Source organism: Pseudomonas sp. S3_B11 (assembly GCF_054667715.1).
This window is the reverse complement of record NZ_CP162749.1, coordinates 4,246,567-4,272,708: the sequence shown is the minus strand read 5'-3', so window position 1 is coordinate 4,272,708 and position 26,142 is coordinate 4,246,567. Positions and strand designations below refer to the sequence as shown.

The window sequence follows — 26,142 nt, the reverse complement described above, 5'->3', positions numbered from 1 at the left end:
GATGGCTCTTTAGTATCGCGCCACTATTTTGATGTCATTTTTCTCGAGGGATCGAACATGTCCTCACCCGCCTTTTGGGCGAGGTTGTGCGTGGCTTTGCTGTGCCTTTCTCCGCTGACCCTGGCTCACGCCGCCCCCACGCCTGGCGACACGGATCTGATTCGCGAGCGCCAGAACCGTTTGCTCGAAGAGCAGCGCCGGCGCCTGGAGGAACTCAAGGACTTGCCCGGCAAGGAGGCGAAGCCGAGCCAGCCGACCGCACCGGCCGATACCCGTTGCTTCCCTATCAAGACCATCGAGCTCAAGGGCGCCGACAGTCTTTCCGCCGGCGAGCGCGAGCGCCTGCTCAAACCCTACATCGGCCAATGCCTGGGTGTGCCGCAGCTCAACGAGTTGCTCAAGGTCATCACCGACCACTACATCGAAAAAGGCCTGGTCACCAGCCGCGCCTATCTGCCGCAGCAGGATCTTTCCAGCGGTCAGCTGCAAGTGCTGGTGGTGGAAGGGCGGCTGGAAGGCCTGAAGGGCGCCGAGAACAGCAAACTGTCGGACCGCGAGTTGGCGATGGCCTTTCCCGGCCAGGCCGGTGACTTGGTCAACCTGCGGCAGATCGAGCAGATGGTCGATCAGCTCAATCGCCTGCCGTCGAACCAGGCAAAGATGGAGCTGACGCCCGGCCAGAACGTCGGTGGCAGTGAGATGCGCGTTACCAACGAACCGAAAAAGCCTTGGCGCGCCGGGTTGTCGCGCAGCAACGACGGCCAGCGCAGCACCGGCGAGCAGCAGTGGGGCAGCAGTTTCGAGTGGGACAGCCCGCTGGGCCTGGCCGATCAGTTGATGTTGCGCGGCGGTCACGACGCGATGACCGACCACCAGCACACCTCCCGCAACGCCATGCTCTATTACAACCTGCCGTTTGGCTGGTGGAACGTCAGTTACACCTACAGCCAGAGCGAGTACCGCTCGCAGATCCCGGCCAACGGTTTCAACTTCAAGCAGACCGGCGACAGCCAGAACCATCAGTTGCGGGTCGAGCGGGTGATCCACCGTGATGCCCTGAGCAAGACCTCCCTCAACACGGGCCTTTCGTACCTGCGCACCAACAACTTCATCGAAGACAGCAAGCTCGATGTAAGCAGCAATCGCCTCAGCGAAGCCCTGTTCGGCATCAACCATGGCCGGCGGGTTGGCAATGCTTTCGTCAACCTCGACCTGGGCCTGCAAGAGGGTATCGGCGCCTTCGATGCCCAGGGCGACAACGATCCGGGTCCCGGCCAGGCCGATGCCCGCTACCGCAAATACACCGCCACCGCCAGCTACCTGCAACCGTTCCAGGTGTGGGGCGAATCCTTCAGCTTCAGCAGCCTGATGACCGGCCAGCGCAGTGAAGACGTGCTGTTCAGCCCCCAGCGTATGAGCCTGGGCGGGCAATCGTCGATTCGTGGCTACAAGGATCAGTCGCTGTCCGGCGACAGCGGCGGTTACTGGCGCAACGACTTGCGCTGGAGTCGCCCGGTGACGCTGGAATGGCTGCGCCCGGTATTCGCCGAATACGGCACCAGCCTCGGTTATGACCAGGGCGTGATTCGTGGGGATCGCTACAACGGCGACCAGCACGGGCGCATGTCGAGCAACTCGCTGGAGCTGTTCGCTCGTGGTGAACACCTGAACGCCAGCGTCACCTTCGCCCACTCCCTGGAACGCCCGGATGCCCTGACCGAGCGCGAAGCGCCGATCTACTTCCGCGTGGATGTATCTATTTAACGCTGCAGTAACGAGACCCGATCATGGACGACCGCCAATACGCCTTCCTGGCCTGCCAACCTTCCGCTGCCCTGAAAAACCGCGAGCGGTTTCTCGGCATGCCCAAGCGCGGCCTGGCGTTCCTGCTGGCCAACGTCATGTTCTGGCAGCCCATGTGGGCCCAGGCCGAAGGCATTGTGGTCAGCGCACCGGGCACCGGCCTGGACCGGGCGGGCAATGGCGTACCCATCGTCAACATCGCCCGACCTAACGGCAGCGGCCTGTCCCATAACCAGTTCCAGGATTACAACGTCGGCAGCAACGGCGTGATCCTCAACAACGCCACCGCCCGCACCCAGTCCACGCAACTGGGCGGAATCATCCTCGGTAACCCGAACCTCCAGGGTTCAGCCGCCACCACCATCCTCAACGAAGTCAGCGGCGGCAACCCCAGTCAGTTGCGCGGCTACACCGAAGTGGCGGGGCAGTCGGCTCATGTCATCGTTGCCAACCCCTACGGCATCACCTGCAACGGCTGCGGCTTCATCAACAGTCCGAAAGTGACCTTGAGCACCGGCAAACCGGTGGTGGAAAACGGCCAGTTGAGTCGCTATCAGGTGGACCAGGGCAGCGTCACGATTGAAGGCGCGGGCCTGAACGCGAATAACGTCGATCACTTCGAAATCATCACCCGCAGCGCCAAGATCAACGCCGAGATCCAGGCTAAGAACCTGACCATCATCGCCGGGCGCAATGACGTCAATGCCGACACCCTCAATGCCACCGCCCGCGCCGATGACGGCAGTGCGAAACCAGAACTGGCTATCGACTCCTCGGCCTTGGGCGGTATGTACGCAGGTGCCATCAAGTTGGTGGGCACCGAGGCCGGCGTTGGCGTGAAGCTGGACGGCAAGTTGATCGCCAGCGGCGGCGACATCCAGCTCGATGCCAATGGTCATTTGAGCATGGTCGATACCTCGGCCACGGGCGCGGTCAATGTCAAAGCCGCGAGCCTCGATGCGCGGGGAGCGGTCTATGCCGGCACGACCCTGAACGCCCAGACCCAGGGCAATCTGACTAACCAACAAACCCTCGCGGCGCGGGATGGCATCACGCTGAACGCGGGTGGGCAGTTGAGCAACAACGGCATTATTGAAGCCGGGGTGAACGCGGATAACACGCGCAATGCTTCGGGGGATGTGAGCGTTACTGCGAATACGCTCGATAACCACGGTAAGAGCATCGTTGCCAGTCGTAACCTGACGGCCAATGTGGCGCAGGCGTTGAATAACCAGGGCGGGACCCTGAGTGCCGGGCAAACCGCTACGGTCAACGCCGGGACGCTGGATAACCAGAATAAAGGCCGCGTGTTGAGCAGCGGTGCGCTGAACATCACCGCCGATAAGCTGCTCAACGCCCAAGGCGTAGTCAGCAGCAATGGCAACCTGACGGCCAATATCGGGCAGTTGAACAACAGCAGCGGCGGACTCAACAGCTTGAGTAACGTCACGTTGCGCGTTGTCTCGCTGGATAACGTGGCAGGTCTGGTGGCGGCCGGCCAAGGGCTCGACATCAACGCCAGCGGCCAGGTGAACAACCGGAGTGGGCGCCTTTCCGCCAGCAAAAGCGTTCAGTTGACCGCTGCGTCACTGGACAACGCGGCAGGCCGATTGCTCAGCGACGGAGCGCTCACCGCCAGCATCTCGACGCAGTTACTCAATCAGGCCGGGTTGTTGTCATCGGCTGGCCTGTTGACCCTCAACGCAGCCAGCCTGGACAACAGCGGCGGCAACCTGGGCAGCGATGCGGACCTGAGCGTAAACGTCGGCGGCACGCTGACCAACCTCGATGGCGAGATTTCCAGCGCGGGCCTGACCCGGCTCAGCGCGATGGCCCTGAATAACAGCAACGGCCAGGTACTGGGCGACAGCGCCTTGAGCATTGATCTTGGCGACGCGCTGGACAACCGCAAAGGCGTGCTCGGCTCGGGCAAAGTTGTGGATATCAAGGCGGCCAGCCTGAACAACAGCAACGGCGGCCAATTGATCAGCGACGGCACCCTGAGCGCGCGCATCAGCGGTTTGCTGGACAATCAGAACCAAGGCCAAGTGGTTGCCAAAGGCGTAATTGACCTGCAAACCGGCAGCCTCTACAACCGCAGTGGTCGCCTGGCCGGCAACGACCTGCTGACCTTGCACAGCGATTCGCTCGACAACCGTGGCGGGAGCATCCGCGCCGACAAGGCGCTGCAATTGACGGTCGATCAGCTGGATAACCGTGATAACGGCATCATCACGGGCAAAAGCAGCGTCAACTTCGAAGGCTCGCGCCTGGACAACAGCGCGGGTCTGCTGACCAGCGTTGGCCCGCTGACGTTGAAGGCCGCTGAAGTGCAGAACGGCCTCGGTCGTATCTCCAGCCAAACCGACCTCACCGCCGTGATCGATACCCTGCAACAACAGGGCGGTTCGCTGGTGGCCCAAGGCAATTTGAGCCTGACCGGCAAGACGCTCGATAACCGCAACGGCGGTTTGGTCGGCACCACAAAAGCGCTGGATATGCAGGTCGGGCAGATCGACAACCGCGCGGGCGAACTCTCCGCAGGTCTTGGCCTTAAGGTGGGCGGCCAGCGCCTGGACAACAGCGAGGGTGGCAAACTCATCGCCGGCACTGACCTGGAAGCGACAGTCGCTGAGCTGATCAACCAGAGCAAAGGGCTGCTCCATGCCCAAGGCCAAATGACCCTGAGCGGCACCACGCTGGACAACAGCGAAGGCGTGCTCAACAGCCTCAACGGCCTGGTGATCACCCTCGATAACGCACTGTTGAACAACAAAGGCTTGATCAGCAGTGAAGGCGAGTTGAGTGTCGACGCAGGCAGCCTCGATAACACCGCGGGCAGCCTGAGCAGCGCCGCTCTGTTGTCGATCATCAGTGCTGGCGCGTTGATCAACCAGGGGGGCTCCATCAGCACCGACGCCGCGTTGACCCTCGAAAGCGCCAGCCTGGACAACAGCCAAAAGGGCCTGATCTCGGGCAAGGCCGCGACCCAGGTCTCCACCGGCGCCCTCAACAACAGCCAGGGCGGGCGCCTGACCTCGGGCACTACGCTCACGCTCAACGCCACGCAGGTGAACAACGCCGCAGGCCGTATTGCCAGCAGCCTAGCCCTGACCGCGTCGGTCACCGGGCTGGATCAACAGCAAGGTGAACTGTTCAGCAACACCGGCCTGAGCCTGGACCTGAACCACGGTCAGTTGAACAACCAGGGCGGTTTGATCAACGCCTCGGGTGCGTTGCTGCTGAGCAACCTCAAGGACGTCAACAACCAGGGCGGGGAAATCTCCAGCCAGCAAGCGTTCACTCTGTTGGCGCAAAACCTGGATAACAGTGGCGGGAAATTGCTGAGTAACCAGGGCTTGGTGCTCAGAGTTGCCCAAGTGCTGAACAACGTTCGAGGTGCCATCTCGGCGGCCTCGGTGGACAGTCGCAGCGACAGCCTGGACAACCGCGATGGCCTGATCAGCAGCCGTGACCGCCTCGACCTGAATGTTGCAACCGTGCTCGACAACCAGCGCGGCTCGTTGATTGCCGATGGTGCGCTGCTGCTGGTTGCCGATCACCTGGACAACCGTGCCGGGAATATCGCCGGCAAGACCGGGCTCGATGCCACCCTCGACAGCTTCGATAACCGCCAGGGCACGCTGATCAGCACCGACGCCCTGACGCTGAAGGCCGCCAGCCTCGACAACCGTCAGGCCGGTTTGATCGGCGCGACAAAAGCGCTGGATCTCGACGTTGACGATCTCGACAACCGTGGCGGTGAGCTGTCGGGCAACGCAGACGTCACGCTGATCAGCCAGAATCTCGACAACAGCGACGGCGGCCAGGTATTTGCCGGGCAGTCGCTGAAACTGACGGTCGATAAGCTGCTCAACCTCACCAAGGGCCTGCTCAGTGCCAAGACTCAGCTAAGCCTCGATGGCGGGTCCCTGGACAACAGCGGCGGTTACCTGATCAGCCAGCAGAACCAGCGCATCAACCTGAGCCGCGATCTGCTCAACACCCAGGGCCAACTCAGCAGCGAAGGCACGCTGAATGTCAGCGCCGCCAATCTGACCAACACTGGCGGCAGCCTGTCCAGCGCGGCGGACCTGACCGTGCACAGCCTGGGGCGTCTGGACAATCAGGGTGGCGAACTGGTCACCGACGGCGCGTTGCTGCTCACCAGCACGGCACTGGACAATCGTCAGCAGGGCAACATCAGCGCTAAAGGCGCGGTAAACGTCACCACCGGTGCGTTCGACAACAGCCAGAAAGGACGGCTCAACAGTGGCAGCACGCTGAACCTCACCGCCGCCCAGGTCAACAACCAGGAGGGAGGTCGCATCGGCAGCCAAGGCGCGTTGACCGCGTCGGTTGCCGGCCTGGATCAACAGGGCGGTCAATTGTTCAGCAACACGTCGTTGAGCCTGGACATGAACAACGGCCAGCTCAACAACCAGAGCGGCTTGATCAACGCCCCCGGCGTGTTGCTGCTGAAAAACCTCAACGGCGTGAACAACCAGGGCGGCGAAATTTCCAGCGCCCAAGCCCTCACCCTGGCCGCTGCAAACCTCAACAACGATGGTGGCCGGCTGCTCAGCAACCAGGGCCTGACCCTGCGCATCGCCCAGGCGCTGAACAACGTCAAAGGCATGATCGGCGCAGCCAGCGTCGATACCCACGCCCAAAGCCTGAACAACAACGGCGGCACGCTCACCAGCCGTGGCAACCTCGTCCTGACGATCGATCAGCAACTGGATAACCAGGCCCAAGGTCTCATCAGCGCCGCGCAGTTGCTCACGCTCAACAGCGGCGACCTGAACAACCAGGGCGGCAGCGTGCTGGCGGGCGGAACCTTGCTTCTCAATGCCATGGCGCTTAACAACGGCGCCAACGGCCTGATCAATGCCCAGGGTGACCTTACGCTCACTGCCAATGCGCTGGACTCCAGCGACGGCGGCGAAGTGTCGGCCAAGGGCGATATGAACCTGACCCTCGCCGCGCTGACCCAAAACGGCGGGCGCCTGCTGGGCGATCAAGCCGTCACGCTGAACCTGGGCAACCATGACCTGAACAACCGCAATGGCCTGATCACCGCTAAAGGTCCGTTGACCATCAACGGCCTGCGCGACCTGAATAATCAGGGCGGTGAAGTTTCCAGCAGCCAGAGCTTCACCCTGGCAGGACGCATCCTCGATAACACGGGCGGCAAGCTGATCAGCAGCGACCTGCTTACCCTCAACGCCACCAGCCTGATCAATCAGAACGGCCTGATCTCTGGTTGGCAAGGGCTGCAGGTCACTGGTTCCAGTCTTGATAACCGCAACAACGGCACACTCTCCAGCCGCAATGGAGACGTCGGCGTCACCCTCAGCGGGGCACTGCTCAACAACGCTGGCGGTGCGCTGGTCGGCCAGAAAAACCTCACCGTCAGCGCCGCCAGCCTGGATAACCGTGGCGGGATTCTGTCCAGCGGCAGCGACCAGACTCTGACCGTCACCGGCGGTGTGCTGAACAACGCCCAAGGCGGCTTGATCGACAGCGGCGCGACTCTGGTCATGAAGGCCATGACCCTGGGTAACGCTGGCGGCACCGTCAACGCCCAAAACGCGCTGAACTTCACCGGCACCACACTGGACAACAATGGCGGCAACCTGATCGGCAACGCGGCCGTGACCCTGGACCTGCTCGGCGCCCTGACCAACACCAACGGCAAGGTCGCCAGCGTCGGCCCACTGCGGGTCGAGCACGCCACGCAGATCAATAACCAGGGCGGCCAGATCGCCAGCCAGGGCTTGTTGACCTTGCTCACCGGGGGATTGGATAACCGCAACCGCGGCACCGTCGCGGCCAATGATTTGTTGGTCTTGAATACCTCCGGCGCAGTCCAGAACGACGTCGATGGCTTGATCTACAGCCAGAACGGCGGCGTGGACATCGACGCGACCAGCCTTACCAACGGCAAGGGTGTAGTGCAAAGCCAAGGGGATTTGAAACTCACCGTCGATACGGACATCGATAACCAAAGCGGTCGAATCCAAGCCAAGGCCGGCGATGTGACCATAACGGGTCGCCATCTCGATAACCGTGGCGGCGTGCTCGCCAGCCTGCAAGGTTTGCTCACCACGCAACTGACCGGCGTGCTGAAAAACGGCTACGACCTGAACAACAACCGCCAAGGTGGCATCACCCAGGCCCAGCGCCTGAACCTGACCGCCCGGGGCGGCCTCGACAACTATGGCGGACGCATTTCGGCGCAAACCGGCGATGCCATCGTCGTCACCCGCAACTTCGACAACCGCAACGGCGGCCTGTACGCCAAAGGCAAGGTCAACGTCACCGGTAACGACTTCGATAACAGCGGCGACAACGACGGCCAGATCGCGGGCAGCCAGATAGACCTGGACCTGACCGGCGCGCTGAACAACCGCCTGGGTATTATTGAGAGTGACAGCACCCTGGCGGTCAAGGCGGCGAGCCTGGACAACCAGACGGGGCAGTTGCGTGCGTTGGGTAGCGGTGGCAAGACCAACTTCCAGATTGGTGGGCTGTTCGATAACCGTAACGGCACCCTGGAAACCGCCAACAGTGACCTGACCCTCAATGCCGCGAGCTTCCAGAATCTGGGCGGCAGCTTATTGCACGTAGGCAGCGGCACCTTTGATATCTCCACGGCCAACATCACCAATGCCGGTGGCAGCGTCGTTACGCGCGGCGGGCTGACGCTTACGGCCGACAACTGGACCAACAGCAGCGTGATCCAGGCGGGGCGGCTGACCGTCAACGTCAATAACCTGAGCCAGACCAGCACCGGGCAATTGTTGGCATTCACCAGTTTGGTGGGCAGTGGGGGGAACTGGAGCAACGACGGCCTGATTGCCAGTGATGGCTCCATCAGTCTCACGTTGGGCGGCAACTACGGTGGCAATGGGCGTATGTCGAGCCTTGGTGGCCTTGCCTTGACTGCCGCGCAACTGAATCTGAACGCGGCCTCCAGCATCGCCGGTGGCGGTGACTCTACGGTAAACATCGCCGGACAACTGACCAATGCCGGGCGACTGACTTCCAATGCGAACCTGACTGTTGGAGCTGGAAGCCTGAACAACACGGGTACCTTGGGTAGCGCACAATCGTTGAGGGTTAAAACTCCTTCATTGATGAACGATCATGGCCTGATTTTCAGCGGTCAGGACATGGCCCTTGAAGTTGGCAACGCGACCAACAGCTATGGCGACTTCTACAGCCTGGGTGATCTTGACGTTAAAGGCTACAACGGCGCGGCGCGGACCAGCGTCCTCGAGAATATTTCCGGGGTCATGGAAAGCGTCGAGGACATGTCTATCAATGCCACCACTCTCAACAACCGTGGTGAAAAATTCGAAGTCTCCCGCAAGTTAATCTCATCGTTCATTGCCGTGCATTGCAACGATTGCAGAGGAGATACCTATTACGTCGATTATGGGCTGCGTGAAATCTACGAAGGGTCGGTGGTCGACCAATCTCCAACGGCCAAGCTAACCGCCGGCGGTAACTTCACATTCAGTGGTGGGGATTTCCTCAACAGCCGCAGCGAAGTGACGGCGGCTCGCAACATCACTATCGCTGCCAACAACTTCAGCAATATCGGTGCAGCCGGTGGGACCATTGAGCGCACACGGATTTTCAGCGCGCCGGGGATTACCGACGGTACGCACAATCGATTTGCCCTAGGGGCGATGTGGGAGTTCAACAAGCGCAACGATAACGGGCCGCTGACGTTTCACTACATCGATAATGCCGGTCAGTTCCGTACTACCGACTACGCCATGGAGAAGTATCAACAGAAAGGTAGTGAAGAAGAGCGCATGATCTTGGTGGACAGCGTAACCAAGCAAAAACTGCTGGGGTATGGCGCATGGCATAAGCCCGAGCGTTATGAGACTTCCGAATACAACCCCAACAATCTGCTGCCTCTGCCTGCCGAACTCACCCGCTTTAACGTGAGCAGCGATGTGGAGGTTTCCCGGGACGGCGGAGCTGTTCAATCAGCAATCGTCCAGGCGGGTGGCAAAGTCAGCATCAATGCTGCGCAAACCCTTACCAACAGCGTCGTACACGAAGATTATGCGTTCAGTACGGGCGTGGACCGTCGGCAAAACACGCTTGGGGGCGGTACCGGCAAGCCGCTACTGGTGCATCTAAACAGTCAGCTACCGCCTGATCTTTCCAAGCAACAAGTCAACCCGTTGAGCTTGCCAGGCTTCGTCTTGCCGACGGGGCAAAACGGCTTGTTTCGCTTGAGCGGGCAGGGTGGGTCGGCTCAACAGGTAACCCCGACTAGCGTTGGGCCGCAAAACTGGAACATGGGCAGTGCCTCGATCGGCGCTGCCCAGCGTCAACAAAATTTGCCTGAAACTCAGGCTCGTAGCGTCCAGGTCGGTGCTGTCGCCCCGGTGGCAGCCACTGATCGGCAACTGGCCCTGATCAGTCGTCAAACCAACAACGGTAATGTGAACGCTAGTGCGCTCGATGTCAGCGCGCCCGTCGAAAACGATGGCCATTCCCTTCCGATGCCCAGCCGCAACAGCGGTTCGGGCCCCAGCGTAAATCAGACGACCAATGTCGTCCCGTTCGTGGGCAATACAGTAGCCAGTCAGACACTCGCGCGGGTTCAGGGTTTGCCGGACACCTCGTTCAAAACCAACCCACAGAAATACCTCATCGAAACCAACCCGGTGCTGACCGAGTTGAAACAGTTCATGAGCTCGGACTATTTGCTCTCCAACCTGGGTTACAACCCCGACGAGAGTCAAAAGCGCCTGGGTGACGGGCTTTACGAACAACGTTTGATCCAGCAAGCGGTTGTCGCTCGCACCGGACAACGTTTCATCGACGGTCAGACCTCCGACGAGGCGATGTTCAAGTACCTGATGAACAACGCCATCGCCAGCAAGGATGTCCTCAACTTGTCGGTAGGTGTCACCCTTACGGCGCAACAAGTCGCCGCTCTGACCCACGACATCGTCTGGCTCGAAGAACATGAAGTGAATGGCGAAAAGGTGTTGGTACCGGTGCTATACATGGCCAACGCCGATAACCGATTGGCCGCTAACGGGGCATTGATCCAAGGCTCGGATGTAACGTTGATCGCAGGTAAGGACCTGATCAACGCCGGGACGCTGCGAGCCAGTAACAACCTCTCTGCTACTGCCGGCAACGATCTGGTCAATAGCGGACTGGTGGAAGCGGGGAATCGATTGGACCTGCTGGCCGGCAATAACCTGGTAAACAAGGCTGGGGGGATTGTCGCCGGGCGTGATGTGAATCTGGTTGCGGTCAGTGGCGACGTGATTAACGAGCGCACCGTGACGGCTCAGGACTCACGATATACCAACACAACGCTCCACCGCGATTACATTGACAGCGCCGCGCGCATTGAAGCCGCCAACGAACTGACGATCTCAGCCGGCCGTGATGCCATCAATACCGGGGTAATGAAAAGCGGTGGCGATACTTACATCGATGCCACGCGTGACATCAACGTCCTTGCCGTGGAAGAGCGCAACTCTGGACAAAAACCACGCTTTAACAGCGAAACGATCACGCAGCATAGCGCCAGCATTGAGGCTGGGCGAGACCTGACGCTGAAGAGTGGGCGTGACATCGCCGTGGTTGCCAGTGACATCTCTGCCAAGCGCGATGTGTCAATGACCGCAGTCGAAGATCTGCAGCTGTCTTCCGATGCGGATGAGAGCCATAGCTATTCCAAGGTTCGCAAGACAACCCGTCAGACGGACAACGTCGATCAGGTTGCCGCCACCGTGGACGCAGGAGGCGACGTTTCGCTTAAGGCTGGCGGTGACATGACGTTGGTGTCCAGCCGGATAACAGCGGGGGACGAAGCGTATCTGATGGCGGTAGGGAAAGTGGAATTGCTTGCCGCCCAGAACAGCGATTACTCGTTGTATGACATGAAGAAAAAAGGCGGCTGGGGCAGCAAGAAAACCCAGCGCGATGAAGTTACTCATGTAACCAACGTTGGTACCGAGATCAGCACCGGTGGTGATCTGACGGTCCTCAGCGGTGGCGACCAACGCTATCAAGTTGCCAAGCTTGAAAGCGCTCAGGACATCAAGCTGAGTAGCGGCGGCGCCATTACTTTTGAAGGCGTAAAGGACCTTCACCAGGAAAGCCATCAGAAAAGCCGCAACAGCATGACCTGGAACTCTGCCAAGGGTCGCGGCAACACCGATGAGACCTTGCGTCAAAGCCAACTGATTGCCCAGGGCGACTTGGTTATCAACGCCGTCAACGGCTTGAACATCGACATCAAGGACATCAACAAGAACACCGTCAGCCAGACCATCGACGCCATGGTCAAGGCCGACCCGGGTCTAGCCTGGCTCAAGGAGGCCGAGGCGCGTGGCGATGTGGATTGGCAACTGATCAAGGAAACCCACGAATCGTTCAAATACAGCAGCTCGGGCATGGGGCCGGCGGCGATGCTGGCGGTGATTATTATCGTCACTGTTCTGACGGCCGGCACGGCAAGCGCGGCGGTGGGAACAGCGGCCGGTGCGACGGCGGGTTCAGGCACGGCGATGGCGGCAAGTGGGGTCGCATCCGGTGCAGCGCTGACGGGGGGAGCTGCCGTTGGTTCCACTGTTGGGGCAGGGCTGGGGAACATAATGGCCTCCGCTGCGCTGACCTCTATGGCCAGCGGTGCGGCAGTCAGCGCTATCAACAACCAAGGTAATTTGGGGGCTATAGCCAAAGACGTCTTTTCTTCCGACAGCCTGAAGGGATATGTGCTGGCGGGCGCGTCAGCGGGGATCGCATCGCAGTTCGGATTTAACCCTACGACACTGAAGTTTGATCTCGCCAGCGCACAGAGCGTGGCTCTCAAAGTGGCAGCTGACGCTGCGGCCAAGACAGCAATTATGGGGGGGAGCCTCAAGGACAACCTGGTGGCTTCTGCGTTGGGTTCGGCCATCAGCATTGGTGGGGCTGTTTCGGCCAATAAAATTGGTGATATCACCGCCTTCAGCGACGGAAAACTTTCCAAAGTCGTAATGCATGCGGCTTTGGGTGGGTTGATGGCCGAGGCGATGGGAGGGGACTTCCGTTCGGGGGCAATTGCGGCGGGCGCGAATGAGGTACTGGTAGATTTCCTCGCGGACAAGTTATTACCGAAAGGTGTAAGTAAAAATAGCCTGGAGTACCAGGAAGGCGTCAGCAAACTGTTGGCCGCGTCAGAGCTTGTAGGCGTGCTGACCACGGTAGCAACTGGAGGTGATCCATCCATCGCCGCTACGGTTGCGGCTAATGCTACTCAGAACAACTTTTTAAATCATACGGAGAACTCTGAGCGTTTCGAGGCCATTAAAGGCTGTAAGGCAGGAGATCAGAAAGCTTGTGCTCGCAGGGATGAACTCAATCAGCTGGACGTGAATCGTGACATGGCTGTTTGGGCTGCATGTGACGGAGCAGCAACAAGCTCTGCCTGTACCACCGCACGGACAGAGGCCCAGATAGCTCGATTTGACTTGTTGAGGCATCAGAATACCTCGCAAGCGCAAGAACAGATGCAGCAAGCTTTGAAAGACCCAGACTTGATGAACTTCACGATTCAGGGTGAGTTGCGCAGCATCAAAATGCTCGACGATGCAGTCATTCGGCAAATTTCGACTAGCATCAGCAAGAGCCTATTTTCGATAGGAACTGACCTGGCGCCGGGCGTGGGCGATGTAAAGGCCTTTGCAGAAGCCGAGGACGCATGGGACTATATTTTTGCGTCGATAGGCGTGGTTCCTGGCGTTGGTGATGCCTTCGCGCTGGGGTTGCGTAAGAGCAAGCAACTGCTCAAAGATGGCAAGGCGCAGGAAGCCAGTGAGTTACTTGAAAGCCTCGCAAATCGCGCTTCAGGTGCAAAAGCAGCGCTTCCTAGTTCACCTCAGCCAGCGCCACTAATTAGTGATCTCGGATCAAATTACAGAGTTATCACGCCCCGTGGTCCAGGTGCAGCAGAAGGCCCATTGCCCCCTGGATATACACCAGTATCCCGCTGGGTTTCCCCTGAAGAGGTTTCTCAGTGGATGCAAAATGGAGGGACGGCTATTCCCAATGGCGTTGGAGCTGGTGGACGTGTTTACGTGACGGCTCCGGGTGCGGCTAAGCCAGGCGGGACTGGTCCTATTCGTATAGACTTTGCCGTTCCAGAGAAGGCTATCAGTCAGGGTGGGAAGCCGGAGTGGGGGCAAATTTTTCAACCCAATCAGAGTTCACCTATTTACAACGTTAAGATTAATATGCCTGATGGTATAAAAATTCCAGGAGTAACACCGTGAGTTTTATTAGTGTTGTTGAGTATGGGATCGTTATTCGCCGGCAAGAGTTGGCATCTAAATTTATAGATGTTGATAGGTTGTCAGCGGTGCTTGAGTTTGATGCGCCACTTGATATAAGTGCTGATTTGGTTTCCTTTGGACCCTGTTTTGGAGGAGAGGCGACGGATGAGCTTACTCGACGCTTAGAGGCACTGGGCTTGCAATATGTTGATGATTTTTTTGTGTTTTCTGGCGAGTTTCCATTGTGGTGTAAATTTAAAGTAGCCATAAATTCTGATTAGGTACAAAAGGGACGGGCCAGGTTATCCCTGATGCAATAAGCCCCCCCAAGCTCAGTTCGGTTGAAGACCTGTTTGGGCAGACATTTGAAAGTATCCCGCTGTCGCACCTTCCCAATTGGAAGACCGGTTCGCTTGTAAATGATGGGGTGTTGGGCGAGCAACTGGCCCTGCAAACCCTTAACGAGAAAACCGGCCTCAATTTCAAACCTCTGCAAAACAGTAGCAACCACGGCTGCGATGGCTGCGCGGTGGCGATCAATGGCGATACGATTACCGTGGTGGTGATGGATGCGAAGTCTTCGGTGAATGGTGTGAGTAAGGCCGGTACGCCGCATGGCGACCCGAGGACGCGGTTGGAGGGGTGGCTGGGTAATAGATCAATTGCCGACTCTGATCCTGCTTTACGCGATGCTTTGCAAGCGGCGTTGGATTCAGGAAAAGCCAAGGTTCAAGGTGTAACAGTCAAAGTCGGTGTTCCCGCCCCCAGTAAAACAGGTGTAGCAGAATTTAAGGTGGAACCATGGACCAAGAAGTAATTCAGTGCGAGCGCTCGGGCGTAAACCCGAAATGGCCCTCCTACAAAAGTGTACTGGGGCGCATAGCCAAGGGGCCATACGTCTCAGATGACTACGAGTTTAATGGCATCCGTGAATATGTTGAGCGCGGCGATGCATTTGCGAAGCCATCAATGCCTGTACCGAATAGTGACAACGTTACGCGTAGTAGCTCCGAATGGATGGCCGTCACACGAGCCCACAAGGTAATGGCAACCGCACCAGATAACCCGCAATGGCTTCTGGAATTGGCCCATTGGCTGCGCTATTACCAAGTAGGAATTTGGCAGTTGTTCTTCTGGGCGGGCCAGTTCGACATTATTGCCAAAGCGGCAGGCAATGATCGACGCCGCCAAAACTACAGCATCCAAACCGCCACCAATATGATGGCCGCCATGGCGATCCTAGGCTGGAAGGATGCTGTCATCCATCAGGGCTATCTCACCCATGCGGCTCTCAACCGTGGGCATCAATTAGTGATTGAGTACGAAGAGCAACACCGCCGCGTCCAAGCCTTTATGCTGCGTGTGTTTGCCGATTGGGTGGGCGATGTCTCGCATCAATGGCCTGCTTATGCTTACGACGAACCCATCTACGAAGCCTTGTTGGCCAAGTGGCGCACTCCCAGCCCCGACGACCTGATGCCCTGCCTGTTGGTCGCGTGTGACCGCCACACTTGGCAAACCGGCAAAGAGAGCCAGAAGAATTCCTACGACTTCAATCAGGACTGGCACTTGGAGCGCGTGCCGGTGGAAATTCTCTATATCCTGCGCCTGCGCCAGTGGGAAGGTTTAGCCAATCCGCAGAAGATTGATCATCCGCTGCTGGCCGCGCCCTTTGACCAATTGCCGTCCGAGCAACCAGTGCCTGAGTTGGACGAGTTGATGCAAGGTGTGCTAAAGCGCGCAAGGGAAGACTGGCCACAGTACGATGAAGTGCTGTCTTTGCCAGCATTGAAGAGTTGAATAGGTACAAAAGCTACAGGAGAAATATCGCCCACGAGGCCGCTGGCTTTACCTTCACCTGAGTTTAATGTACCGAGTGAATATCGCCTGACTCGAAACGCAGATGGCACTGCCACCGTCGAGGGACCCCGAGGTGGTTTGTACAACTCAACTGGGCGTTATACTGCCGATGGTAAGCCCGTGTACCGAGATAACAGTGGGGGGTACGTCACGTTGGACGGGGGAAGGATTAACGTTAGTGCGCCGGTTAACTACGAGTCAATTCCGATACATCATATCTGTACTGATAAAATGTACTTCTGGTGCGAATGGGCAGATAGCCTGGACAAAAGAGTATCAGCGCTTCTTTGATGGGGCGGATCTTAACATCAATCGCGCAACTGAAAATTTAGTCGCGGTGCCAGGGCATAGAGGGCCGCATCCCATAGAGTATCACCAGTATGTATATGGGAGCCTGGAACAGGCTACTAAAGGCTTAGCACCTGGAACACCAGCCTATAAAGCGGCTGTTACAAAGACGTTGGATGGAATTAAGAAGGAAGCAGTGATCGTGGGCAGTGAAATTAATAAGTGGCTTACTAGGAATTGATATGAAATATTATTTACTGCGTCAGGATCTTTCTGTCTCCGAAAAGTGGGTTCTCGGCGATGTGAGGCATGTGGATAATTGGAATTTTAGTGATCCCCCAGTTAACTTCATGGAGCCTGGCAGATATACGCTTGATGTCAGATTCGACGGCGTTGAAATTGACTATTCTCTAGCGGGCTACGCGAGTGTTCCAGTCCTGAGTGAGAGAGCTCGAAATTCACTCATAGGTTTGTCTGAAGTCGATCAACCTTATCAAAATGTAGTCTTTGAGCCTGTTGATATTGAGGGGAAACAGGTTTCCCAAAATTATTTTCTAATGATCATAGAGACACAAATAGATTGTGTAGATGAAGAGTCTTCAAGTTTTACAAAATTTTCAGTTGATGATCCTGTACGGCCGGACATGGCAGGTCAATACCGCGCGTTTTATAATTTGGCGATAGATGAGTCAAAAGTGGGGGCTTTCCATATTTTTAGGATTAAAAAATATTTGGGTGCAGTTGTAGTGAGCGAAGAAGTGAAACGTCGATTTGAGGCTGTAGGAGTGGTGGGGGCGGTATTTGAGTCGGTGAGTGGCGATAAGGTTACTGTTGCATAAAGGAAGTAAAGTGTAGGTCACAATGGTACAAAAATAGGAAAAGTGGACGGGTTTATTTTTTGATTCTTTGCTACGTTGAAAGCTTCCACGGAGGAGGAATCAAACATGCCCAGGATGGGACGTATTGTTTTACCGAATTACCCACACCATATCGTACAACGCGGTCATAACCGTCAGGTGGTGTTTGCCGTCGCCGAGGATTATCAACGCTACCTCACGGACCTGCGTGAACTTAAGGATGCATTTGGCGTAAGGGTCTATGCCTATTGTCTGATGCCACTCATATTCATTTGGCGCTGGTGGTGGGATATCGGTCGCTGGGCTGGGGCAGTTGATGAAGGCTCTGGCACCACGTGTGCTGTTTGAACCTATTAAGGACTTAATTAGGTAGGTTGTTTATGCTTGATAAGCAGATATACGATTTGACAGCGCGGGATATCGAAGGATATGGTGTTTGGTATTTTCCTATGGATGAAACTGTCGAGGACGAGCTAACAGTGCGTCCTGTATGCTCTAGGGAGATTGTTGATGTTGGATTTCAAATCATTGTCAGAGCTTGGTTTGAAACTCATCGCGGTGATCGATATGTAGGGTATATATACTGGGGTAATAGTTCGGATATTGGTCATCTTCAACCTGTTATGTTTGTTGGCGTGGACCAATGCATTAATTTCTGGAGTGGAATATGTGAGCCGGTTTGGGAGAGTTATTCCCTCCAGTTGCAATCACTTCGTTCAGATTTTCCTATCTCATTCTCATCGGAAAGTATTTTTGAATTAATCAGTGTGTCTGGGGTTTTGCAAGGCTTGTACAGTTTTGAGGACGATCGGGTGATGGTATTTGTATGAGTAATCAAAAGTGTGGTGTTGATGGGTTCATGACTCAATGTGTCATTTAATGATTTCAATTGCTTTACGTCTGAGCAGATTTTTATTTATTTACAGGGGTTAATCAATGCGCTGTTTCAACCTGTCTCTCCTTCTGTCCACGACGTTACTCTTGTCAGCCTGCAACACAACCCCCTACGACAAGGCCACCATCTACTATGACCGGCCACAATTCCCCTCGCAGCTCGTCAAGGATTATCCAGAACTGACCGGCCCTATCCTGCAACATGGTCGTTGCTCTCTGATCGTTTCCACCCCCGGCTCGAACACTGGCACCTACTATTTCTGCACCTACGCGTTGACCGGTAATGATCTGTACGTTCAGGGTTGGGACGCCAAAGCGTTGAAATATGTGGAGATCGCTCATGTGGATATTTCGGCGCTTAAAAACATTTCCCTGTATACGATTTTTCGGACCAGTCAGCTCCAGATGACGGAAGAACGGCGTCAATTAGCGCTGAGTGCATCTATTGATGAGGGCGGCTACATCGACTCGGCAGCCACCAAGGAGCTGTTTGATGCGATCAAGCGAAAAGGCGTGCCCGTGGTAAAAAGCGATGGCATGATCAGCCCACCCACAGGGCCCTCGCCGATAATCATCCCAGTGGTTATTCCAAAGTGAACAGAACGAGGATGCAGTGATAACGAGGACAAGCTCTCAGGGAAAAGGGGACAGGAAAAGGGGGACGGAAAAGGGGACAGATTTGAATGGCACTTACTTAACCTTCTTCGGGTGTCCATTCTTCTTGACCTCTGCCCTTGCTGATCGACGTGTTTTCATCAGCATGGGGTAAGGCTTGGGCCTTCGCTTTATGGCGCGCGGCTCAATCCTGCCGGGACGCTTTCCGACACGTTTCTGGCTAATCAGCTCAAGCAGATTCAGCATCTGATCTTCTTGCCCTTGAACCCCGTACTGCCTCAACGCAAGGCACAGCCGAAGGCTATGTTTGAAGCTCAGTTCACGAGGCAGGCAGTCGACCAACAGAGCTGATTGCGCCATGAGCATCCGTATCAGGTTGTGCGCCAGCAAGTAGATCCACAACTCCTTGACGGCCATACCCGGCGTCTTGCAGCTCAGTGCTTCAAGCCCCAGCGTAGTCTTGAGGTTGCGCAGATCCAGCTCCACATGCCATCGGTCTTTGAACAGTGATTTGAGGGCAGCTTTGGGCACCTGCTGTGGACAATTCAAAGTAGTGACCAGGATTTTCCCTCCGGCCTTCAACTCACGTACTGTCAGCGTTTCAGGTGCCTCGTCGTAATAGGCCTGGCTCATCCAGGACGGCTTTGCCTTGGGCTTTTTCAACTCAACCAAATGATCTTCCGACCCCAAGGACTTTCCCAATTGAAAGTCCGTGCTACGCCGTCGAGCGCCGTATTGTTCGAACACCCCGTCCACGCCTCGATGTTGCAATTCACACAACAAAAAGTAGGTTGCGTAGTAGGCATCGCCCAGCACAATGTCACCTCGTTCCAAGGTATCGAGCATGGTCCTGAGCAGCGTCTGCTCATCACCTCCTTTACCGCGAAAACGTCCCAACGAGGCATCCAAAACAGCACCGCTGGCGAGGCAAACAATTCCCACCAACCGGCAGATGGGAAAGCCCAGTCCGGCTTTCTGCCCACGAGATTGCGGATAGGCCTCTTGGTTGGCCGGCGTATCCGGCAGGGTGATCGTAGTGCCATCCACGAGACGCACAGGTCGCCCCCTCCAACGCCATGATGACGGAGCCCGGTTGCTCATCGATGACCCCGTGGAGCGCAACAAGGTTGAAACCATCTCCACCGGCAACCGCGCTCTGGCTTTGCAGTAAGCACCGGTATGAATACTGTTGGGTTTCAAACCCTCGCAGGAGCGTTTGATAGAAAAATCATTCACGGCATTCTGACAGGAGCGATCGGCGCTCATCGCCTGGGACAAAAACAGGGACAGTGTTTCGGTCGGGGGGAATAATCGCTGGCGATGCTTGGGTATCGACGACTCGATACCCCGCAATAGCTCTGGATCGGTGAGCAGCTTGAAGAAAGCATGGGCATTGCTGTTCGTGGCGTGCTGGCGCATACGGTGCTGTTGATGTCGGACGATTTGGCGTCTACGATTCACTCGGGCTGTGTCCTTGCTTGATCGGTGTGTGTTCGCAACTATCACCGTAGACCAAGGCCAGCCTTTTTTCATTTCTTGCAGCCGTATCAGCTAGTTAGCCGTTAAGTAAGTGCCATTCAAATCTGTCCCCTTTTCCCTGAGCCTGTGTAGGTACTTCCCACAGGTCTCTTCAATATTCCAACTTCTTGATTTCCTGTAAGAAAATTCGGGAATTCCTCAGGGTCTGTCCCCAGTTCCCTCCTGCACCTCTTACATAACAAACACCAAATGGAATGGCGTTCCGCTTTTCGCCCAGTATTCAGCAGCTTCCAGCCAGGCTGTTGCAAAACACCCCAACGCATATGGGGCCTGAGACCATCCTTTAACTGCTTCGCGCAGAACGAGACAATAACTGTCAGCAGGGAACCAATCCATATCAACCAGACACTCGTCAAGAGCGTCCCAGTTATTACCAAAATAATCCGGAAATTGCATTGCCGACGCGACAACTGCAAACAAATCCTTATCTGACCTTACATTCGCTATTGAGCCTGTAGCTACCAGGCCCCCTAGAGTGTCTAACGCATTCTTAAATTCCTCAGCGCGGACAAAGTGGATCGAAACTGCCGAGACTTTTTTCAAGTAGCTCATACTCGTCATGACTACCTCCTGATCGGATCAACCTGGATGAAATTTTCGTAATGATCTTCTGCGTAGTACGTCCTGCCGGAGTTCGCATCTTGAACTACACGACGTTTGGCGCGATTATTAGCGCCTGGTGTATCAACGGTATACTCACGGTAATCTCCCTCTGGAAGCTTACCTTCTTTGTTCCTGAAAATGGTTCCATCTTGCTTATAGGGAAAAGGACCGCCAGTTTCGATACGATCAAGGGTCTTATTTACCTCAGCTATACGATCAGCATCCTTGAGGGGAAGATTCCTAGCCCCTTTTGGACCAACTAATCTTCGACAATTATATCTACAGCTTTCCCCTTGATAGCTACTCGACCCCAGTCTCCGGTCAGTTCATAGCCACCATCACAACCAACAAAACTGTCTATATTCCCATAATCGAACTCGCCCGAAGCATCTGCATATGCCATAAACCTCCTATCAAGCCATTCGAAAGAATCTACATTTAGAAAGCGCAAAAAAATCTTTCTATAGCAATGTTTCTCTCCTTCTTGTGGCTTTTTATATTTTGGATGATTTTCAGTAAGAACTGCTTCTAACTCAAAGACTAGAGAGCCCTCCCTCTCACAAACAGATAAAACATAGCTATCTTCGAGATAGATATTTGAAAGCGAGGGGATTTCATAATAATTCATATTTATCCTCACAAATCAAAGTCAATTGACGTGTGATTATCCGGACTTTTTCTTGTTACCGGATTACCAAAGGCGTCTGTTCTTTGACCTGTCGCGCTTTTAAACTCAACATGTGGATCAGCACTTCCTGGCGCCCGCGAACTGCCTTGTTTGATTGTCACACGAGGAATGCCATTCGCGTCAAGATATTTGAGAGGGCCACCATCAGTCTGAACAGGCTTCCAACCTTGAGCTTCCGCATATAGCTTCAACTCGCTAGCTTTTGGCGTTCGACCGGGTTCAAAAATCTTATTAATGCCTTTTGCACCATCCCCTACAACCCCAACCTTAACCCCGGTTTACCACCCTTCCCCCCAGCAGTCGACGAGAACAGATCCGCCCCCGGAAACAGCGCATCCAAAGCAGCGTCCGCCAGCAGCCCCATCACCTCGCCATTTTCAGACCGTCACTTATCTACAATGCTGATGTTAATGGCTTGTTGGTTATTCTGCGTAAAGAACAACAGGGCTAACGAACGCCCCATATTGCCGGAGAGTCTGACCTCATCCAGCAATTTCTGATTGGCGGGCATTTCATCCACCAACCGCTGCGTAACGCTCGCGCACCTCGTTGGGTCCTCTCGGCAGACCTGTGCAAACTCTTGGTTCCGAACAGTGTCAAGTTTGTTGTAATAATCCCTGACGGCCTGGCACTCGGTTTCTGATGTGCAAGTGCTCAGTTTCTGTTCTTTTTCGACTAGGTCCGCATGAAACAGGTAGTTGAAGGTGGTCGCGTTCTGTAAAAAAGGGGACAGATTTGAATGGCACTTACTTAGCCGCTAACCAATTGACCTGAAAGAGAAAAACTGAAAATGGCTGGTCCTGGTCTACGGTGATAACTGCGAACAGACTCCAACGAATCAAGGACACAGCCCCAATGAGTCGTAGGCGTAAAACTCTCCCGGTTACCCTTTTGCTCATTTGCTTGGAAAAAGGCTTTAAAATCGCGCTCCCGTCCCTTTCGGAGCGCTGCCGTGCCGCGTTTTCTTCCCCTGATGTTGTTGCTTTTCCCTTGCCTGGCTTCGGCACTTCCCGCCCTGGAGAACACCGAGCTTTACAGCGGCACGGCCAGCGACTGTCGCGATGTCGACCTTTCTACCTGGCAACATCCAACTCGCACAGTCTTGGAGAAAAATGACATCAAGCTGGAACGGGTGCAGCTGTGCAATGGCGGGCACTATCCGATTTTCCAGGTGCAATTGCCCTATGACCCACGGGGCCAGACCAAAAATTACTTTTTGGAATTGTACGAGCAGATGAGGAGGGCTAACGGTAAATGGCCCTACGCCTTGGTGGCTAGCAGCGATGCGGTGGTGGTGTATGTCAGCTATTCGAAAGACGACAGGATCGCCTTGGATTACGAGAGCTATGCGGTGCCGTAAACGTTCCTTCCTGAAGGATTAGTACCGCTGTTCGCGGGACACGCAGGTGTCCCACCTCGGTTCGATCATCCCCTTGGCACGTTCGACTGTTCCCATCGCTTTGGCGATATAACTTGCATCGCCGGTTTCCAGGGCATCACTCATGAACTCCGAAATGGCCTCTGGAGTGCTGAGGTATTCTGCGGGATCAAATTCTGTGAAGGTCTCAATCATTTTTTGCTCTCCACGCATGTGAGAACGGCGACCCAAAGGTCGCCCGTTTTCATTACTCCGCTGCCTGCGCCCGCAACCGCCTTCCAATCACATCCATTACGTCACACCCGTCGCGCAACGCTATCGTCAGCATCTTGCAAAAGTCCGAAAGCACCAGCGTATCGGAGCTGATATCCGAGCGGAACGCGATATTTTCCAGCAGTTGGGTCACAGCGCGGATGCGGTAATCGGCGGTTTCGAAGAGGACATCGAGCGGAGCTTCGGTGTCGATGTGCAGGGTGGCCGGGGTGCAGTCGATTCCGGTGATGGGCATGTATCTGGTCATAAGCAGAGCCTCGAAAGTTGATGAGTCTCTCTGTAGATCGGGTCGCCAAACCCGGTCGCCTTTTTTGGGCGACGAGGGACTATAGGTAGGCCTGCTCCAATGCCACAAGACACCGCTTTCCGAGCTTCATGTAGGACGTTTGGCCTGGTATTTGTCGGCTTAAAGCAAGCGACTGCTGCGCAGTCGAGCGGGAGCAAGCTCCCTCGCCACGGGGCGGTGCTCGATTTGAGGATTGTGCTTAGTCGTATCAGCAACCGTGGGGCTTTCCTCCTTCGTATTCACCGTGATGCGAAGTCAGTCCCTCGTTTCCTACTACGACCTGTTTGCCATCATATCTGTCCATTTCGCAGGAGGTTTCCACCTCTGTGCAGGACCTTTCGTACTTTTTTACAGGATGCGTCTGATTTCAGATGGACGGTTACGACAGTAATCATCGGGAAAGAGGCGTCATGCGTCGAACACGGTTGCGCCTTCTGAGCTGTTTCCAACGTCGCTAGTGATCCGATGGGCATCTCAGCGAGCTACCGGGGCTGTGTATTTCTGCAGAGGAAAGTAGTGTGTATGTACGTAAGTAAGTACAGAAGGTCCCATGCTATTTGAATGGGACGAAGCCAAGAACCGGGCCAACATTCTTAAGCACGGCATCGACTTCAACGACGTGCCGGGCATTTTCCAGCATCCGATGCTGGTCTTCCACGATGACCGAATGGCTTACGGGGAGAGCGTTGGATCACTATCGGATTGATCAAAACGTTGATTGGCGTGGTCGTGTATACCGAACGGCGGGACGATGTGATTCGCATCATCTCCGCCCGAAAAGCCACTAAGCAGGAGGCCATACGTTATGTCGAAAACATCGAAAACTGACTGGGAGCGCTTGGCCAAGTTGGATGATGCGGACATTGATACCAGCGATATCCCCGAATTGGATGAGGACTTCTTCCGTCGCGCCGAGCTGCGTGTGCCGGTAAAGCAGGCGGTGACTATTCGCCTTGATGCCGATGTGGTTGAGTGGTTCAAGGGGCAGGGCGCGGGCTATCAGACACGCATCAATCAGCTTCTTCGCCAATACATGCAGGCCCAGCAGGGCCATCGGCGATGAGCAAATTAATACTATGAAGCGGGCGGCTGAGAAGCCGCCCGTTGTCATTAATTCTGTTACGTGTGCCCGCAGCTCTCCGATTACATCAAACGCTATCGCGTAGCGCTGTGGTTAAGGCAAAACAGGCGACCGCTACGCAGTCGAGCGGGAGCAAGCTCCTCGCCACGTCGCTCGACTGGACGGCCTGACGTATCAGCTGTGGCAGCAACTATGGGGCTTGGCCTCTTCGTATTTATCGTGGTGCCGCACCCAGTCCATGATTTCGTCTTCGTTGCGGCCCTTGGGCGTCAGGTCGAGGTAGTTGTAGGTGCCGATCAGGATGTCGAGGCCGCGGGCGTAGGTGGAGTAGGTGTGGAAGATGTCGCCGGCTTCGTCGCGATAGAAGACGCTCAGGCCGGGGAGTTCGCCTTCGGTGGTGTCGGTTGTTTCGTAGTTGTAGGTGGCTTTTCCGGTGGCGGTGTCTTCGGCTTTGAAGCTGACGCCGAAGTCGTAGTTGAAGTCGCAGCCTTCGGATGAGACCCAATCGAAGGCCCAGCCCATGCGGCGCTTGAAGGGTTGGAATTCGGCGAAGGGCGCGTGGGAGGCGGCCACGATGGCGACGTCGTGGTGGGCCAGGTGTTGGTTGGCGCCGTCGATGTGGTCGGACAGGAATGAGCACCCTGGGCAGCCTTCTTTCCAGCCTTCGGCGAACATGAAGTGGTAGATGATCAGTTGGCTGCGGCCGCCGAACAGGTCGGCCAGGCTCAGTTCGCCGTGGGGGCCTTGGAAGCGGTAGGGTTTTTCGATTTTTACCCAGGGCAGGGCGCGGCGTTCGGCGCTGAGTTTGTCTCGTTCGCGGGTGAAGGCTTTTTCGTGGGCCAGGTGTTGGCGGCGGGCGGCGAGCCATTCTTCCCGCGAGACGACTGGATGATTCTCTACGTTCATGGTGATTTCTCCTGCGTGGCAGAGCCGCTGAGTCGGCACTTTCTGTAAGTGGTCGTCTGGCGCTGGATGAATTCGACAGGCCGCCGGTCGGTTTGTGAAATGGCCCACAAGAAGCTTGAACGCGATTCCCCGGCACACCGCGCGGCTGGGTTCAGGGCTGCTTCGCAGCCCAACGGGGATAAATCCCCTCGCCACAATGAATCGGGCAAGCCTTAGGTGAGCAGCGTTGCGCCGGTAAACCCGGCTGAACGGCGGCGCGACGCCTCGGTCACAACCTAGGTAGGCATCTCACTCTTTGGAGGATGGACCAGGATGACGACTTATAACTGGGACTTGATCGAACGGTTGTTGCACGAAGTGCAGAACGGCGCCGGTCACAGCTTTGCTCCTCGGGCTTACGCGGAGGAATACGCGGCGGCGAAAGGGGCTGAAGGCGAGGCGATCGATAACCTCGATCATCTGAAAGCGGTTGCCGGGGAGTACGAGAAGTTGCTGCTGGAGCGTGGCTATATCGAGCCGCGGCCGGAGGAAGAGGGCGGCAATGGCGAGAATTTTGTGCTGACGCCGCGTGGCTCGCGGTTGTTGAGCCTGATCGACAGCAGCATCCCGGGCAATGATCATCCGCGCCAGGTGCTGGATGAGCAGGAGGATGCGCTGGATGAGTTTACGTTTGATGAGTTGGCTTCTAAGGCGCAGATTGCCTGACAGGCCTGCACTGAACCCTGTGGGAGCGAGCTTGCTCGCGATAGCGGTCTGACAT

19 protein-coding genes and 4 pseudogenes are annotated in these 26,142 nt (G+C 56.0%); 14 read left to right on the top strand and 9 right to left on the bottom strand.

The genetic code is table 11. The features are described 5' to 3' along the window. Positions 1–57 precede the first annotated feature (57 nt). The 10 genes and pseudogenes from AB4O22_RS19115 to AB4O22_RS19070 all read left to right on the top strand — a co-directional run bounded on the left by AB4O22_RS19115 (position 58) and on the right by AB4O22_RS19070 (position 18,610). Positions 58–1,764 (top strand): ShlB/FhaC/HecB family hemolysin secretion/activation protein, encoded by a 1,707-nt coding sequence (locus AB4O22_RS19115; RefSeq protein ID WP_460096958.1) that lies wholly within the window; start codon positions 58–60, stop codon positions 1,762–1,764. 23 nt (positions 1,765–1,787) lie between these two features. After that, positions 1,788–14,114 (top strand): two-partner secretion domain-containing protein, encoded by a 12,327-nt coding sequence (locus AB4O22_RS19110; RefSeq protein ID WP_460096957.1) that lies wholly within the window; start codon positions 1,788–1,790, stop codon positions 14,112–14,114. Continuing rightward, entirely contained in the window at positions 14,111–14,395 is a 285-nt protein-coding gene (locus AB4O22_RS19105) for a hypothetical protein (protein ID WP_223472343.1), read from the top strand. Before AB4O22_RS19110 ends, AB4O22_RS19105 begins: the two co-directional genes overlap by 4 nt. 146 nt (positions 14,396–14,541) lie before the next feature. Then, positions 14,542–14,931: a hypothetical protein gene (locus AB4O22_RS19100; protein ID WP_223472337.1), complete on the top strand. Its 390-nt coding sequence runs from the start codon at positions 14,542–14,544 to the stop codon at positions 14,929–14,931. A gap of 308 nt (positions 14,932–15,239) precedes the next feature. Then, positions 15,240–15,914 (top strand): hypothetical protein, encoded by a 675-nt coding sequence (locus AB4O22_RS19095; RefSeq protein WP_317846394.1) that lies wholly within the window; start codon positions 15,240–15,242, stop codon positions 15,912–15,914. Between the two features lie 103 nt (positions 15,915–16,017). Continuing rightward, positions 16,018–16,503, top strand: a complete 486-nt coding sequence (locus AB4O22_RS19090) for an AHH domain-containing protein (RefSeq protein WP_317851100.1) — start codon at positions 16,018–16,020, stop codon at positions 16,501–16,503. 1 nt (position 16,504) lies between these two features. Beyond that, complete coding sequence (locus AB4O22_RS19085; protein WP_223472335.1) at positions 16,505–17,101, top strand: imm11 family protein; 597 nt, start codon at positions 16,505–16,507, stop codon at positions 17,099–17,101. Positions 17,102–17,206: 105 nt separating this feature from the next. After that, positions 17,207–17,456, top strand: a pseudogene (locus AB4O22_RS19080) (transposase); the annotation flags it as partial. A gap of 43 nt (positions 17,457–17,499) precedes the next feature. Next, positions 17,500–17,949, top strand: a complete 450-nt coding sequence (locus AB4O22_RS19075) for a hypothetical protein (protein WP_223472334.1) — start codon at positions 17,500–17,502, stop codon at positions 17,947–17,949. Between the two features lie 106 nt (positions 17,950–18,055). Beyond that, positions 18,056–18,610, top strand: a complete 555-nt coding sequence (locus tag AB4O22_RS19070; protein ID WP_223472333.1) for a hypothetical protein — start codon at positions 18,056–18,058, stop codon at positions 18,608–18,610. A 93-nt stretch (positions 18,611–18,703) separates the two neighbouring features. On the opposite strand, the gene AB4O22_RS19065 is transcribed toward AB4O22_RS19070, so the two are convergent. The 6 genes and pseudogenes from AB4O22_RS19065 to AB4O22_RS19040 all read right to left on the bottom strand — a co-directional run. Further along, the gene (locus tag AB4O22_RS19065) at positions 18,704–20,089 is read right to left on the bottom strand and encodes an IS4 family transposase (protein WP_223472332.1); all 1,386 of its coding nucleotides are present in this window, start codon (positions 20,087–20,089) and stop codon (positions 18,704–18,706) included. Between the two features lie 249 nt (positions 20,090–20,338). Continuing rightward, a complete protein-coding gene (locus AB4O22_RS19060) occupies positions 20,339–20,728 on the bottom strand; it encodes a barstar family protein (RefSeq protein ID WP_223472331.1) in 390 nt (129 codons plus the stop codon). Between the two features lie 2 nt (positions 20,729–20,730). After that, positions 20,731–21,084 (bottom strand): guanyl-specific ribonuclease, encoded by a 354-nt coding sequence (locus tag AB4O22_RS19055; protein WP_411740649.1) that lies wholly within the window; start codon positions 21,082–21,084, stop codon positions 20,731–20,733. Then, complete coding sequence (locus AB4O22_RS19050) at positions 21,030–21,398, bottom strand: hypothetical protein (protein ID WP_223472330.1); 369 nt, start codon at positions 21,396–21,398, stop codon at positions 21,030–21,032. The genes AB4O22_RS19055 and AB4O22_RS19050 overlap by 55 nt, the downstream gene beginning before the upstream one ends. A gap of 445 nt (positions 21,399–21,843) precedes the next feature. Beyond that, positions 21,844–21,969, bottom strand: coding sequence for a hypothetical protein (locus tag AB4O22_RS19045; RefSeq protein WP_263292854.1), 126 nt, complete (start codon positions 21,967–21,969; stop codon positions 21,844–21,846). A gap of 12 nt (positions 21,970–21,981) precedes the next feature. Next, positions 21,982–22,152, bottom strand: a pseudogene (locus AB4O22_RS19040) (DUF6862 domain-containing protein); the annotation flags it as partial. 258 nt (positions 22,153–22,410) lie between these two features. Between AB4O22_RS19040 and AB4O22_RS19035 the strand changes: the two are divergent. After that, entirely contained in the window at positions 22,411–22,818 is a 408-nt protein-coding gene (locus tag AB4O22_RS19035; protein WP_223472329.1) for a hypothetical protein, read from the top strand. Between the two features lie 21 nt (positions 22,819–22,839). On the opposite strand, the pseudogene AB4O22_RS19030 reads toward AB4O22_RS19035, so the two are convergent. Both AB4O22_RS19030 and AB4O22_RS19025 read right to left on the bottom strand, forming a co-directional pair. Next, a pseudogene (locus tag AB4O22_RS19030) lies at positions 22,840–23,031 on the bottom strand (addiction module antidote protein); the annotation flags it as partial. A gap of 52 nt (positions 23,032–23,083) precedes the next feature. Further along, complete coding sequence (locus AB4O22_RS19025) at positions 23,084–23,356, bottom strand: hypothetical protein (protein WP_223472328.1); 273 nt, start codon at positions 23,354–23,356, stop codon at positions 23,084–23,086. 589 nt (positions 23,357–23,945) lie between these two features. Between AB4O22_RS19025 and AB4O22_RS19020 the strand changes: the two are divergent. Both AB4O22_RS19020 and AB4O22_RS19015 read left to right on the top strand, forming a co-directional pair. Further along, a pseudogene (locus tag AB4O22_RS19020) lies at positions 23,946–24,223 on the top strand (BrnT family toxin). Next, positions 24,201–24,458 (top strand): BrnA antitoxin family protein, encoded by a 258-nt coding sequence (locus tag AB4O22_RS19015; protein WP_053186480.1) that lies wholly within the window; start codon positions 24,201–24,203, stop codon positions 24,456–24,458. The pseudogene AB4O22_RS19020 and the gene AB4O22_RS19015 overlap by 23 nt, the downstream one beginning before the upstream one ends. 192 nt (positions 24,459–24,650) lie before the next feature. On the opposite strand, the gene AB4O22_RS19010 is transcribed toward AB4O22_RS19015, so the two are convergent. Beyond that, positions 24,651–25,382, bottom strand: a complete 732-nt coding sequence (locus AB4O22_RS19010; protein WP_223472327.1) for a DUF899 domain-containing protein — start codon at positions 25,380–25,382, stop codon at positions 24,651–24,653. Positions 25,383–25,694: 312 nt separating this feature from the next. Here AB4O22_RS19010 and AB4O22_RS19005 point away from each other — a divergent pair, with 312 nt between their 5' ends. After that, positions 25,695–26,087: a transcriptional regulator gene (locus AB4O22_RS19005; protein WP_223472326.1), complete on the top strand. Its 393-nt coding sequence runs from the start codon at positions 25,695–25,697 to the stop codon at positions 26,085–26,087. The last annotated feature ends 55 nt before the right edge of the window (positions 26,088–26,142 follow it).